This is a genomic window from Rhodococcus sp. JS3073 (genome assembly GCF_026810085.1).
GTDB classification, from domain to species: domain Bacteria; phylum Actinomycetota; class Actinomycetes; order Mycobacteriales; family Mycobacteriaceae; genus Rhodococcus_F; species Rhodococcus_F wratislaviensis.
Genome location: NZ_CP113951.1, coordinates 3,644,158 through 3,655,920 on the forward strand (window position 1 = coordinate 3,644,158; position 11,763 = coordinate 3,655,920).

Genomic DNA, 11,763 nt, shown 5'->3' on the forward strand with positions numbered 1-11,763 from the left:
AGATGTCCCCAGAATCGAAGATTCACGTAGGCGCAGACTCGAAGACGCCGGAAGGCCCCAGCCGCTCCACCCCACCGGCGCGTGCCTCCGACGACCCGGACTACGCCGCGAATCTCAAACGCGCGACGCTCGCCAGTTCCATCGGCAGCGCACTCGAGTACTACGACTTCGCCCTGTACGGCCTGGCGTCGGCCCTGATATTCGGCCAGCTGTTCTTCCCCGCCATGGGTGCGTCGGCCGCATTGATGGCCAGTTTCGGCACGTACGCCGTCGGCTTCCTCGCCCGGCCCGTCGGCGGCCTGTTCTTCGGCGCCCTCGGCGACCGCCTCGGACGCAAGGCCGTCCTGATGATCACGATCGCGATCATGGGCGGCGCGAGCACGCTGATCGGCGTCCTGCCGACCGGCGCGCAGGTGGGTATCTGGGCCCCGATCATGCTGGTCGCGCTGCGACTGCTGCAGGGCTTCGGCGCCGGAGCCGAGCAGGCCGGTGCCACGACGCTGATGGCAGAGTACTCGCCCACCCAGCGCCGCGGATTCTTCTCCGCACTCCCCTTCGTCGGGATCATGGTGGGCACCCTGATGGCGTCCGGGGTCTTCGCGATCCTCGGCCAGATCGATCGCGACCTCCTCCTCGACTGGGTGTGGCGGGTGCCGTTCCTGGCGTCGATCTTCCTCATCGCAGTCGCCGTGTTCATCCGGCTCCGCATGCAGGAGAGCCCCACGTTCATCAAGCTGGAGAAGCAGGATCAGATCAGCGAGAGCCCGTTCCGGGAACTGATCGGCAGCTCGATGCCCAGTGTGCTCCGCGGCATCGGCCTGCGGATGGCCGAGAACGGCGGCTCGTACATCTTCCAGACCCTCGGCATCAGCTACGTCACGACGGTGGTCGGTGTCAGCAAGTCGATCGGACCGCTCGCCATCGCCTGCGGCGCCGCCATCGGCATGCTCGTCATCCCGTTCTCGGGCGCGCTGTCGGACCGCTTCGGCCGGATGCGGGTGTACCGGTTCGGTGCGGCGCTGCAGCTCGTCCTCGCGGTCCCGTCGTGGTGGCTGCTCTCGCTCGGCAACCCGTATCTCGTGGTGGCGACGCTCGCGGTCAGCTACGGGATCGGCGTCAACGTGATGCTCGGTGCGCAGTGCGCCGCCCTGCCCGAGCTGTTCGGAAATCGGCACCGCTACATCGGCGTCGCGGTCGCCCGGGAAACGAGCGCCATCCTCGCCGGCGGTATCGCCCCCTTCGTCGGCGCACTGCTGCTGTCGTTGCTGAACAACTCGTGGGTGCCGCTCGCGATCTACGTTCTGGTCCTCAGCGTCATCACGTTCGCCACCACGTTCGTGACGCCCGAAACCCGTGGCCGCGACCTCGGGCTCGCCTGGGACGCGATGGCCGACCCGGTCCACGGACCGGAGGCCGTCGCCTTCGAGTCGAAGGATCGGGTCGACGCATGAGGCTGGCCCGCATCGCCACCGATTCGGGACCGCGGCAGGTGTGCCTGCACGACGGTCGCTGGCACGAGGTGGCGGATCCGTACGCCGATACCCTGACGTTCACCGGACCCGCACACGACCTCGACGGCGCACGGTTGCTCGCGCCCGCCGAACCGCGGGTCCTGCTCGGGATGGCCCACAACGGCGCACCCGGAGATCGCGACCTGCCGCTGCAGGCGTTCATGAAGTCGACGCGCACGGTGATCGGCCCCGAGGATCCGATCGTCGTCGACGAAGGGCTGGGGCAGGTCAACGTGGAGGGCGAGCTGGCCGTCGTCATCCGCCGCACGTGCCGCAGGCTTCGCCCGGAGGACGTCCCGTCCGCGATCCTCGGATACACGATCGGCAACGACGTCACCGCCGTCGAGCAGATAGCGTTGGACGACAAGCTCACCCAGGCGAAGCACGGCGACGGGTTCACCCCGCTGGGGCCGTGGATCGAGACGGATCTCGACCCGGGGGACGTTCCGATCACCGTGCGCGTCGACGGCGTGACCGTGGCGGAGGCGTCCACCCGGCAGCTCGCGTGGAACGTGTCCGAGCAACTGGTCCACCTCACCCGGTATCTGACCCTCGGGCCGGGAGACGTCGTGCTCACGGGTTGTCCGTTCACGTTCAGCCCCGTCAAATCGGGTGACCGTGCCGAGATCACGCTCGACGGAATCGGCACGCTGAGCAACTCGGTGCGTGCGCTGTGAACCTGTTCGATCTGTCGGGGCGCATCGCCCTGGTCACCGGTTCGAGCCGGGGAATCGGCTATGCACTGGCGCGGGGCCTGGCCGAGGCGGGCGCCACGATCGTCCTCAACGGGGTGTCGGCCGACCGTCTCGCACAGGCACGTGAGCGCCTCCGTGAGGAGTTCGGCGAGGCCCGCGTCCACGCGTACGCGTTCGACGTCACGGATCCCGATCGGGTGACCGGCGCCGTCGAGCGGATCGAGTCGGAGGTCGGGCCGATCGAGATCCTGGTGAACAACGCTGCGCTGCAACACCGTCAGCCGCTGCTCGACGTCTCCCTCGAGGATTGGAACCGGGTGCTCACGACCGACCTCACCAGCGCGTTCCTCGTCGGCCGTGCGGTCGCACGGTTTCAGATCGCCCGCGGGAGCGGGAAGATCATCAACGTCTGCTCGGTGCAGAGCGACCTGGCCCGGCCCACCATCGCGCCGTACACCGCCGCGAAGGGCGGACTGCGGAATCTGACCCGCGCGATGACGGCCGAATGGGCGTCGTCCGGGCTGCAGATCAACGGCCTCGCGCCCCGGCTACATCCACACCGAGATGACGCAGGCCCTCGTCGACGACACCGAGTTCGACGCGTGGCTCCGCGGCCGCGCGCCGGCAGGCCGGTGGGGCACGCCGGACGATCTCGTCGGTCCCGCGGTGTGGCTGGCGTCGGACGGATCCCGGTACGTCAACGGTCAGGTGATCTTCGTCGACGGCGGGATGACGTCGGTGGTGTGAGGGTTCACCCGCCGACCGCGGCCGGTGCGGTCTGCACGTCCCCGAAGGAGCGGCGGGTGTGCTGGACGAGTTCGCGGAGCGCGGGACCCGCGGGACTCTTCCAGACCAGCGCGAGCACGGCCGGGATGTCGACGTCGTCCAGGGCGACCGCCGTCAACCGGCCTCGGTAATCCGTCGCCATCGACTCGCTGAGGACGGCGACTCCCAGTCCGCGGATCGCGAGGTCGGCGACGGCGTCCGGCGCACTCGCCTGCAGGGCGATGTCCGGGCGGAGGCCGGCCGCCGCACACGCCTGGTCGAATACTGTCCGGATCCCCGTTCCGGTCGGCATACATACGATCGCATGGTCGCCGAGTTCGGCCAGGGTGACGCGCGAACGCCCGGCCAGCGGGTGCCCGGGCGGCACCGCCGCGACCAGCCCCTCGCTGATGATCGGGAAGGCGTCCAACCCTTCCGGCGGGGCCGTCGCGGTGCCGACGAGAGCGAGATCGATCGCACCGGCGCGGACCCGTTCGACGAGGCGGTCGGAACTGTCCTCGGTCAGCGTGATCTCGATCCCGGGGTGCGCGACGTGGAACGCGGACAGTGCGTCGAACAGCGGTTTCACCGTGCAGGCGGTGACCATCCCGACGACGAGCCGGCCCCGGATCAGCTGGTTCACGTCGTCCACGGCCTGCCGCATCGCGTCGGCCGAGGCGAGTGCGGCACGCGCGTGCACGAGCGCCGCTTCCCCCGCGGACGTGAGCGTCGCGGTCCGGCTCGACCGGTCGATGAGCGTCGCGCCGAGGTCGTGCTCGAGCTGCCGGATCTGCGCGCTGATCCCCGACTGGCTGATGTGGACGCGTTCCGCGGCGCGGGTGAAGTTCGCTTCCTCGGCGACCGCGACGAAGTACTCGAGCTGCCTCAGTTCCATAAGCAGTAATTCTAGTTCTCAGCAGAACTATCTGTTGGACTTCCGGTTGCGTCGACACCATCCTGGGAAGTGACAGCAGTTCACCCACGAAAGGATTCCCGTGTCCGACTACGAGAAGGCCCTGAACCCCGAAGACCTCACCCGGCTGTTCGTCGAGCGCAGCAATGCCGGCGACGCGGCCGGAGTCGCCGCCCTGTACGAGGAGGACGCCGTCATGGCATATCCGCCCGGCAGCCGGACGGTCGGCCGGGCAGCCATCCAGAAACTGTGGGAGTCGGTACTCGCGAACGCGCCGCACTTCGAACCGGAAACGCCGCTCCCCACGCTGATCAGTGACGACATCGCACTCACGTCCACCCCACCCAAGGACGGATCCGGCGCGCGGGCGCAGGTCGTCCGCAGGCAACCGGACGGAACCTGGCTCCGACTCCTCGACCAGCCGGAGTTCGTCCCGCCCGCCAGCTGAGGTCACGGCTGCACCGGCCCCTACACGGCATGAACTTCGTTGTCCACCATTGCATCTGCATTCGTATCGGTGGGACGATAGGGGTCATGCGCAGACCGCGTTGGCCGGCAGTAGCACCACCCACCACCGGAGGACACCGGGTGCACGGCCCCCTGCTCCTCACGAGTGAAGACCACCTCACGCTCGAGCTGTTCGAGGTCGTGGCATTCCCGGACGGCCTCCACCTCCGGATGGCCCTGACGGCGACGGGCAGGCCCGCGGAGTTGGCGCAGTACGAGACCCGCTCGCTGTCCGACCCCGACGATCCCTCGACGCGGTGGTCCTATCTCTCGGTGCGGGCGCGCGTCGACGACATCGAAGGCGAGGCCGACCCCTACCATCCGGCGGCGGCGGCGAAGCCGTGCCGGAGCGGGCCGCCCGAGTACCGGACCGAGCCGAACTACTGGCTGGACGCGATACCCACATCGGGGTTCATCGCGGTCACCGCCGGCTGGCCACGGATCGGTCTCGGTTCGACAACCACCACGATCGGTCTCGAATCGAGCACGCGAACGTCCTGACCGGTCCCGGTCGGCCTCAGGCGCAGCAGTGGGGGTCGAGGACCACCCGCAGCGCGTCGAGGGCGTCCGTCCGCGCACTGTAGAAGACGTTCATGCCGCGGCGGACGGACTGGACCATTCCCGCCTTCTTGAGCTGGCCGAGGTGGTGACTGACGGTCGATTCGGACAGGCCCACGCCGGTCGCGAGATCGCACGTGCACACCTCGCCGTCGCTCGCGGTCAGCAGGATCGACATCAGCTTGATGCGGACCGGGTCGGCCAGCGCCTTGAGGCGCAGCGCCAGGTGCAGAGCGGCCTCGTCGGTCATCGGGGCGGCCGAGACGGGCGCGCAGCAGATCGGTGCGGAGACATCTACGACCGGCAACGTCTTGGGCATGAGCCCATCCTCCCAGCTCCTTGACATATGTCAAAAAGGTGGGATTCTGTGAAGACAAGTAATTCGATATATGTCACACAGGTGGAGGTTGTCATGTCCCGCGCCCAACTCGCCCTCAATGTCGACAATCTGGAGGAAGCAGTCACGTTCTACTCGAAACTGTTCGCTACCCCACCGGCGAAACTGAAGCCGGGATACGCGAACTTCGCCATCGCGCAGCCACCCCTCAAGCTGGTGCTGCTCGAGAACCCCGGCGCGGGCGGCACCATCAACCACCTCGGGGTCGAGGTCGAATCGAGCGCCCAGGTCCACGAGGAGATCGCGCGGCTGACCGGGGAAGGCCTGTTCACCGACGAGGAGATCGGCACCACCTGTTGTTTCGCGACCCAGGACAAGGTGTGGGTCACCGGCCCCGCAGGCGAGAAGTGGGAGGTCTACACCGTCCTCGCCGACTCCGAGACGTTCGGGTCGAGCCCCGGGCACCTCGACACCGACGCCGAGGGGGCCACCGCGGACGGGGAGAAGGCCACAGCGGGCACGTCCTGCTGCTAGCCGGACCGGCAAAGAGAAACCCCGCCACCTGCATCGCTGCAGTTGACGGGGTTTCTTTGTGCGCCCGAAGGGATTCGAACCCCTAACCTCTTGATCCGTAGTCAAGTGCTCTATCCGTTGAGCTACGGGCGCATGTTCTTCAGTTGTCTAGCTTGCACCGGCCGACTAGGCCCGGTGTGGCGGAGGCGAGAGGATTTGAACCTCCGGTCCCTCGTAAAAGGGACAACTCATTAGCAGTGAGTCCCATTCGGCCGCTCTGGCACGCCTCCCTGGGGTGGTTCCGATCCCTTCGGACCGCCGGTGCGAAAGATTACACACCTTTCCACCACAAAGGCAAAACGGCTGGTCAGAGCGTAAGGATGGCCGCTTTATCGCAGGTGGCTGTCGAACCAGTCGAAGATCCGCCGCTGCGCGTCGACGATGGCCTGGGCACCCGGATCGTCGTCCCTGCCGTCGGGCACCTGAGGGGGTTCGTCGGCACGGTGGGCAAGACCGGCGTAACTCACGACGAGCCCCGCGACGTCGGACTTGGCGGTGGCGTCGCGCAGCAACTCGACCTGATCGGGCGGCGTGGACGGATCGTCCTCCCCGTACAGACCGAGCCACGGGGCCTTCAGGTCGGGGGCGGCGTGCACCAGCGCAGGCGCGTCATCCGACAACGGCTCGACGATCCCGCGGGCGGCAACACTCACGGCGGCGCCGACGGGACGCGTCGTCGCGACGAGCAGGGCGGCGGTCCCGGCGTCGTCGAAACCCAGCACCCCGACGCAGTCGGCGTAGATGCCCCGCGCGATCAGCCAGTCGAAGGTGGCGTCGAAGTCGGCGAACAGGGCGTCGCCGAACACCTCGACATCGCTCGGCGCCGGTTCCCGGTGGAAGAGGTGCGGCGCCACCGTCACCCACCCCTCCATCGCGAACGAGCGCATCAGATCGAGGAGAGGTTCGCTGAAGGTACGCGACTCGTGCAGGACCACGATCCCGCCCCGCGCCGGACCGTCCGGCTCCACCGCGGTGAGCGGAACACGCAACTGAGGGTTTTCCGGCGCGTCTCCGGACGTCCGCAGGGCTGCACTGTCCCTGAAGAATCCCGACATGTCCCTACCTTGGCACGAAGGGGGCGTCGGCGCAGTGGATCGGGAGGCGCATAATCGCCTGGTGACTCCGCGAACCAGGGCAGACCTCGACACGATCCCGGCTTACATCCCCGGCAAGAACTTTCCGGGCGCGATCAAGCTGGCGAGCAACGAGACCACGCTGGGCCCGTTGCCGAGTGTGCGCGACGCCATCGCGGACGCCGCCGCCAACGCCAACCGCTACCCGGACAACGGCCATGTCGCCCTGATCGCGGCACTCGCCGACCACCTCGGGGTGGCCACCGAGAACATCGCCGCGGGTTGCGGTTCGGTGAGCCTGTGCCAGGAGTTGGTGCAGGCCACGTGCAACGACGGTGACGAGGTCATCTTCGCGTGGCGGTCGTTCGAGGCCTACCCCGTGGTCACGCAGGTGGCCGGGGCAACACCCGTCAAGGTTCCCTTGACCGCCGACCACGGTCACGACCTCGACGCGATGCTGGCCGCGATCACGGACCGCACCCGGCTGATCTTCGTCTGCAACCCGAACAACCCCACCGGCAACGCACTGACGAAGGCCGAACTCGAGCGGTTCCTCGACGCCGTGCCCGCCGACGTCCTGGTGGCCCTCGACGAGGCTTACTTCGAGTACAGCCGGTCCGACGCCGACGGCATCGAACTGTTCCGCGGACGTCCCAACGTGGTGGTGCTACGCACGTTCTCCAAGGCGTACGGCCTCGCCGGCATCCGCGTGGGGTACGCGGTCGCCGATCCCGCGGTCGTCACCGCGCTGACCAAGGTGCACATCGCGTTCGCGGTCAATGCCGTCGCGCAGGCCGCCGCCATCGCGTCGCTGGCCGCGTCCGGAGAACTTCTGGCACGCACGGACGGCGTCGTCGCCGAGCGGGGCCGGGTGCGCGACGCCCTGCTCGCCGCCGGGTACGAGGTGCCCGAATCGGCCGCCAACTTCGTCTATCTCCCGTTGGGCGCCCACTCCGGGGCGTTCGCCGCCGCCAGCGCCGAGGCCGGTGTGCTGCTGCGCCCGTACGGCGACGACGGGGTGCGGATCACGATCGGCGACCCCGAGGAGAACGACGCGTTTCTCGCCTTCGCGACGAGCACCGAGGCACGCTCGATCGCGAACGTCGCGGTCCGGGCGTAACGCTCGAGACGTAAACGTTACCCACGGGTATAACGCCCGTGACTCCCTGTTGGCAGACTCAGTGAGGTTTTGCCGAAGGGAGCCCCTACATGCGTCGCCGCGCCGCGCTCCGCACAGCTGTGCCTGCTGCCGGACTCGCGATGGCGCTGGCGATCTCGGTGACGTCGGGTCTGTCCGCGGCGCAGGCGCAGGACGCTCCGGTCTCCGTCCGGCTCCTCGCCTTCAACGACCTCCATGGCAGCCTCGAGCCGCCGCCCGGCGTCCGCAGTCAGGTGAAGCACGCCGACGGCTCGCTGGTCCCGGCCGGCGGCGCCGCCTACCTCGCCGCATACGTCGACCAGCTGCGCGGCCAGGCGACCCATTCACTGCTGTATTCGGTGGGTGACAACTGGGGGTCGTCGGCGCTCGAATCCGCGATGTTCCACGACGAACCGACCGTGCACCTGCTCAACAGGATGGGCGTCGACGCATCCGCGATCGGCAATCACGAACTCGACGAGGGCTACCCGGAGTTCCGGCGCATGCAGACCGGTGGCTGCCATCCCGCCGACGGCTGCCGGTTCGGAAACACGTTCGAGGGCGCGAACTTCCCGCTCCTCGCGGCGAACATGGAGTTCGACGACGGCGCGCCCGCGACCCTGCCGTTCACCGTCGACTACGTCGAGGGAATCCCGGTCGGGGTCATCGCGACCATGCCCGCCGACACCGCAACAATGGTGACCACGGAGGGGGTCGGCGGGCTGCGCTTCACGGACGAACTCGCCGCCGTCGACCGGACCGCGGACCTCCTCGACTTCTTCGGCGTGCGGGCCATCGTGCTGCTGATGCACAAGGGAGCCGAACCCGTCGCCGACAACGGCCCCAACTCGTGCGAGGTGACATCCGGACCCGCACGCGACCTCGCGCTGCGGGCATCCCCGAAGGTCGACGTCATCTTCACGGCCGACAGCCACCAGCAATACAACTGCTCGTTTCCCGACCCGATGGGCAACCCGCGCGTCATGATGCAGGGCGCGTCGCACGGCCGCATCGTCTCGGTGGTCGACGTGTCGATCGACCGCACCACCCGCGACGTCCTGCGCGACCGCGCGTCGGCGTTCAACCAGGTGGTCACCCACGACATCCCGTCGGACCCCGGCATCCAGGCGCTCGCCGACGGTGCCGCCGCTCAGGCCGCCGAGATCGGTGCGGCGCGTGTGGCGTCGTTGACGGGCGACCTCACCCGCGACGAGACCGGCAGCGGCGAGTCCACCCTCGGCAACGTCGTCGCCGACGCCCAGCTTGCGGCGGGGTCCGGGCACGGCGCCCAGGTGGCACTCACCAACCCCGGCGGGCTCCGCGAGGATCTGCTGCGGGGCCCGGAGGGCGCCGTCACCTACGGGCAGACCTACGCCGCTCAACCCTTCGGCAACACCCTCGAGGTCCTGGCGGTCACCGGCGCGACTCTGAAAACTGCGCTGGAGCAGCAGTTCCAGCCGCGGGGAGACGGCACGATCACGGAGCGGATCCTCGCCCCGTCGAGTTCGTTGACGTACGCCATGAACCGTTCGGCGACTGTCGGCGAACGCATCTCGGACATTCGCGTGAACGGCGGCGCCGTCGTCCCCGACGGCACCTACCGGGTGGCCGTCAACAAGTTCCTCGCCGATGGCGGCGACGGCTTCGACGCCTTCCGCACCCGCGCCGAGGCCGTGCACGCGGGCTGCGACCTCGACGCCTTCACGGCCTACCTGGGGACGAATTCACCGGTGCCGCCGCCGAACACCGACCGGATCACGGTGGTCGGATAGGAACGCCGTCAGACGCCGAGCGCACTCTTCAGGACGGGCCACGAGGTGCGCAGTTCGTCCTGCCAGTACGGCCACGAATGGGTGCCGACGTTGCGGTAGACGAACGTCGCCGGGATCGCGAGCTGGGACATCCGCTGCTGGAACGTCTGCGTGCAGACGTTCGCCGCCGCCTCGAGGGGGCCGCCCACCGCGATCGTGGACGCGATGTCTCCGCTGATCTCGTACGGTCCGGGGAGCCCGTTGCCTGTCGAGATGTAGATCTGCTTGCCCCGCAGGGCTTCGGCGTTCACCGAGGGGTCGTGCGCGGTCCAAGCCGGATCGGTGTCGGGACCCCACATGTTGGCCGGGTTTCCGCCCTTGAACGCCACCGTGCCCCGCACCGAGTCCCGCGAGCTGGGCTGGGAGTTGTCGAGGCATCCGCTGTAGGCGGCGAGTCCGCGGTAGAGCTGCGGATGCCGGGTGACGAGGTTGGCGGCGCCCATCGCGCCCATCGACACACCCGCGACGGCGTTGACGCCGTTGCCGCTGAAGTTCTTGTCGATGATCGGCGGGAGTTCGTTGGCCAGGAACGTCTCCCACTTGTTGACACCCAGCGTGGGGTCGGGCTGCTGCCAGTCGGTGTAGTAGCTGGCGGTGCCGCCCACCGGGAGCACCACGTTGACTTTCTTGTCGGCGAAGAACTGGACCACGTCCGTCTTCTGCGTCCAGGTGCTCTCCCGGAAGTCCGACTCGGCGCCGGCGCTGACCCCGTCGAGCAGGTACAGCGACGGCCTCGACCCGCCACCGGCGGGATGCAGCACCTGCACCTGCACGACGCGGCCCATGGCGGGGGAATTGATGAACACGGCACTACGGGTGTCGGTGAGCGGGACGATCTTGTCGACTCTCGCGACGCCACTTCCCGGAGGCGCGACCGGAGCAGGCACCGGATCGGCCACCGCAGTGAACGCCGGCCCCATGAGGGTCAGTGACACTGCCAGACCGACGGCAGCCAATGCTTCGCGACGCATAAAGAAATCCCTCTTCCCCGGACTGTGTGGACCCCGATTGCACAGTACAAAATGCGTCCGGTCAACAAGAGCTTAGAGGTTTTGTGACAGCTGTGTGCCCCAGCGTGATCACGTTGTAGTCATCACGGTCCGCGGCCGGTCGTCCCGGCTCATCCGCCTCGACAGACGCACCCGTTTCACGCAGCCGCACCCCTTCTGGGGCTGATACGGGTGCGGCTAGGCAGAAGGGGTGCGTGTGGATGCCGGGCCGTTACTTGGGCAGGGCGGACTTCAGCTGGTCGAGACCGTCGCCGCCGAGTTCGTCGAGGGCGGCGCGGCGACCCGTCATCGCCAGCACGAGCGCCAGCATCGGGCCGGACACCTCGGGACCCGATCCGGTGGACCAGTCGGTGTCGGTTGCCCGCAACGTCAGTCCCGCGACCCGGGATTTCGACCCGATCAGCAGGTTCGAGTTCTTGTAGAAGTCGGCGACGCGGACGACTGCGTCCATCGGGTACTCGTGTGCGATGCCGAGCGGTCGGCGGATGTCCTCGCCGTGGACGATCATCTCGCCCAGCATGGCGTCGATCGGGCCGGGCGGATGCGTGGAGTCACCCATGTGCGCCCGGAACTCGTCGAGCGACTCCGCCGGTGTTCCTTCCTCCTCGTGTGCGATGTCCTTCTCGAACATGGTGTTGATCCGGAATCCCGACCCGACGAGTTTTCCGACGAACTTCGGCGGCGTCATCTTCTCCGTCGCCGTCATGTGCGCGAACACGTCCCGCACGGTCCACCGCTCGCAGAGCGACGGCGTCGACCACTGTGTATCGGTCAGCGGTTCGAGGTCGTCCACCAGTGCGCGGCGTTCGTCGTGAATCGTGGGCCAGGGGCTTGACGTTGTCATTTCTCACTCCCTCGTCGCCTTGAATTCT

Annotated in this window: 12 protein-coding genes, 2 tRNA genes and 1 pseudogene; 8 read left to right on the forward strand and 7 right to left on the reverse strand. The window is 68.1% G+C overall.

What is annotated here, in order from left to right; translation table 11 throughout:
• Positions 1-2: 2 nt before the first annotated feature.
• The 3 genes and pseudogenes from OYT95_RS16420 to OYT95_RS16430 all read left to right on the forward strand — a co-directional run bounded on the left by OYT95_RS16420 (position 3) and on the right by OYT95_RS16430 (position 2,953).
• Positions 3-1,451 carry an MFS transporter gene (locus tag OYT95_RS16420; protein ID WP_128640276.1) on the forward strand — a complete coding sequence of 483 codons (1,449 nt, stop codon included), beginning with the start codon at positions 3-5 and terminating at the stop codon, positions 1,449-1,451.
• Positions 1,448-2,188: a fumarylacetoacetate hydrolase family protein gene (locus OYT95_RS16425; protein ID WP_128640277.1), complete on the forward strand. Its 741-nt coding sequence runs from the start codon at positions 1,448-1,450 to the stop codon at positions 2,186-2,188. Before OYT95_RS16420 ends, OYT95_RS16425 begins: the two co-directional genes overlap by 4 nt.
• Positions 2,185-2,953, forward strand: a pseudogene (locus OYT95_RS16430) (SDR family oxidoreductase). Before OYT95_RS16425 ends, OYT95_RS16430 begins: the two are co-directional and overlap by 4 nt.
• A gap of 4 nt (positions 2,954-2,957) precedes the next feature.
• Here OYT95_RS16430 and OYT95_RS16435 read toward each other — a convergent pair.
• A complete protein-coding gene (locus OYT95_RS16435; protein ID WP_128640278.1) occupies positions 2,958-3,866 on the reverse strand; it encodes a LysR family transcriptional regulator in 909 nt (302 codons plus the stop codon).
• A gap of 100 nt (positions 3,867-3,966) precedes the next feature.
• On the opposite strand from OYT95_RS16435, the gene OYT95_RS16440 reads away from it, so the two are divergent.
• Positions 3,967-4,332: a YybH family protein gene (locus OYT95_RS16440; RefSeq protein WP_268791965.1), complete on the forward strand. Its 366-nt coding sequence runs from the start codon at positions 3,967-3,969 to the stop codon at positions 4,330-4,332.
• Positions 4,333-4,418: 86 nt separating this feature from the next.
• Positions 4,419-4,892, forward strand: coding sequence for a hypothetical protein (locus OYT95_RS16445; protein WP_052032922.1), 474 nt, complete (start codon positions 4,419-4,421; stop codon positions 4,890-4,892).
• A 16-nt stretch (positions 4,893-4,908) separates the two neighbouring features.
• On the opposite strand, the gene OYT95_RS16450 is transcribed toward OYT95_RS16445, so the two are convergent.
• The gene (locus OYT95_RS16450) at positions 4,909-5,268 is read right to left on the reverse strand and encodes an Rv2640c family ArsR-like transcriptional regulator (RefSeq protein ID WP_268791966.1); all 360 of its coding nucleotides are present in this window, start codon (positions 5,266-5,268) and stop codon (positions 4,909-4,911) included.
• Between the two features lie 93 nt (positions 5,269-5,361).
• Here OYT95_RS16450 and OYT95_RS16455 point away from each other — a divergent pair, with 93 nt between their 5' ends.
• Positions 5,362-5,820, forward strand: coding sequence for an ArsI/CadI family heavy metal resistance metalloenzyme (locus OYT95_RS16455; RefSeq protein ID WP_268791967.1), 459 nt, complete (start codon positions 5,362-5,364; stop codon positions 5,818-5,820).
• 59 nt (positions 5,821-5,879) lie between these two features.
• Here the strand turns inward: OYT95_RS16455 and OYT95_RS16460 are convergent.
• The 3 genes from OYT95_RS16460 to OYT95_RS16470 form a co-directional block, all read right to left on the reverse strand.
• Positions 5,880-5,952, reverse strand: a tRNA-Arg gene (locus tag OYT95_RS16460).
• A 45-nt stretch (positions 5,953-5,997) separates the two neighbouring features.
• Positions 5,998-6,089: transfer RNA gene (locus tag OYT95_RS16465), tRNA-Ser, on the reverse strand.
• Positions 6,090-6,188: 99 nt separating this feature from the next.
• Positions 6,189-6,914 carry a dienelactone hydrolase family protein gene (locus tag OYT95_RS16470; protein ID WP_128640280.1) on the reverse strand — a complete coding sequence of 242 codons (726 nt, stop codon included), beginning with the start codon at positions 6,912-6,914 and terminating at the stop codon, positions 6,189-6,191.
• Between the two features lie 61 nt (positions 6,915-6,975).
• Between OYT95_RS16470 and hisC the strand changes: the two genes are divergently transcribed.
• Positions 6,976-8,052 (forward strand): histidinol-phosphate transaminase, encoded by a 1,077-nt coding sequence (hisC, locus tag OYT95_RS16475; RefSeq protein ID WP_037228421.1) that lies wholly within the window; start codon positions 6,976-6,978, stop codon positions 8,050-8,052.
• An 89-nt stretch (positions 8,053-8,141) separates the two neighbouring features.
• On the forward strand, positions 8,142-9,842 hold the full coding sequence (locus tag OYT95_RS16480; protein WP_268791968.1) for a bifunctional metallophosphatase/5'-nucleotidase: 1,701 nt from the start codon (positions 8,142-8,144) through the stop codon (positions 9,840-9,842).
• Between the two features lie 8 nt (positions 9,843-9,850).
• On the opposite strand, the gene OYT95_RS16485 is transcribed toward OYT95_RS16480, so the two are convergent.
• Entirely contained in the window at positions 9,851-10,852 is a 1,002-nt protein-coding gene (locus OYT95_RS16485) for an alpha/beta hydrolase (RefSeq protein WP_037228092.1), read from the reverse strand.
• Positions 10,853-11,102: 250 nt separating this feature from the next.
• Positions 11,103-11,735: a maleylpyruvate isomerase family mycothiol-dependent enzyme gene (locus OYT95_RS16490; protein ID WP_037228094.1), complete on the reverse strand. Its 633-nt coding sequence runs from the start codon at positions 11,733-11,735 to the stop codon at positions 11,103-11,105.
• Positions 11,736-11,763 lie beyond the last annotated feature (28 nt).

Coding starts and splice junctions, on each gene's coding strand:
- OYT95_RS16420 (WP_128640276.1), top strand. CDS start 3: ATGTCCCCAGAATCGAAGATTCACGTAGGCGCAGACTCGAAGACGCCG.
- OYT95_RS16425 (WP_128640277.1), top strand. CDS start 1,448: ATGAGGCTGGCCCGCATCGCCACCGATTCGGGACCGCGGCAGGTGTGC.
- OYT95_RS16435 (WP_128640278.1), bottom strand. CDS start 3,866: ATGGAACTGAGGCAGCTCGAGTACTTCGTCGCGGTCGCCGAGGAAGCG.
- OYT95_RS16445 (WP_052032922.1), top strand. CDS start 4,419: ATGCGCAGACCGCGTTGGCCGGCAGTAGCACCACCCACCACCGGAGGA.
- OYT95_RS16450 (WP_268791966.1), bottom strand. CDS start 5,268: ATGCCCAAGACGTTGCCGGTCGTAGATGTCTCCGCACCGATCTGCTGC.
- OYT95_RS16455 (WP_268791967.1), top strand. CDS start 5,362: ATGTCCCGCGCCCAACTCGCCCTCAATGTCGACAATCTGGAGGAAGCA.
- OYT95_RS16470 (WP_128640280.1), bottom strand. CDS start 6,914: ATGTCGGGATTCTTCAGGGACAGTGCAGCCCTGCGGACGTCCGGAGAC.
- OYT95_RS16480 (WP_268791968.1), top strand. CDS start 8,142: ATGCGTCGCCGCGCCGCGCTCCGCACAGCTGTGCCTGCTGCCGGACTC.
- OYT95_RS16485 (WP_037228092.1), bottom strand. CDS start 10,852: ATGCGTCGCGAAGCATTGGCTGCCGTCGGTCTGGCAGTGTCACTGACC.
- OYT95_RS16490 (WP_037228094.1), bottom strand. CDS start 11,735: ATGACAACGTCAAGCCCCTGGCCCACGATTCACGACGAACGCCGCGCA.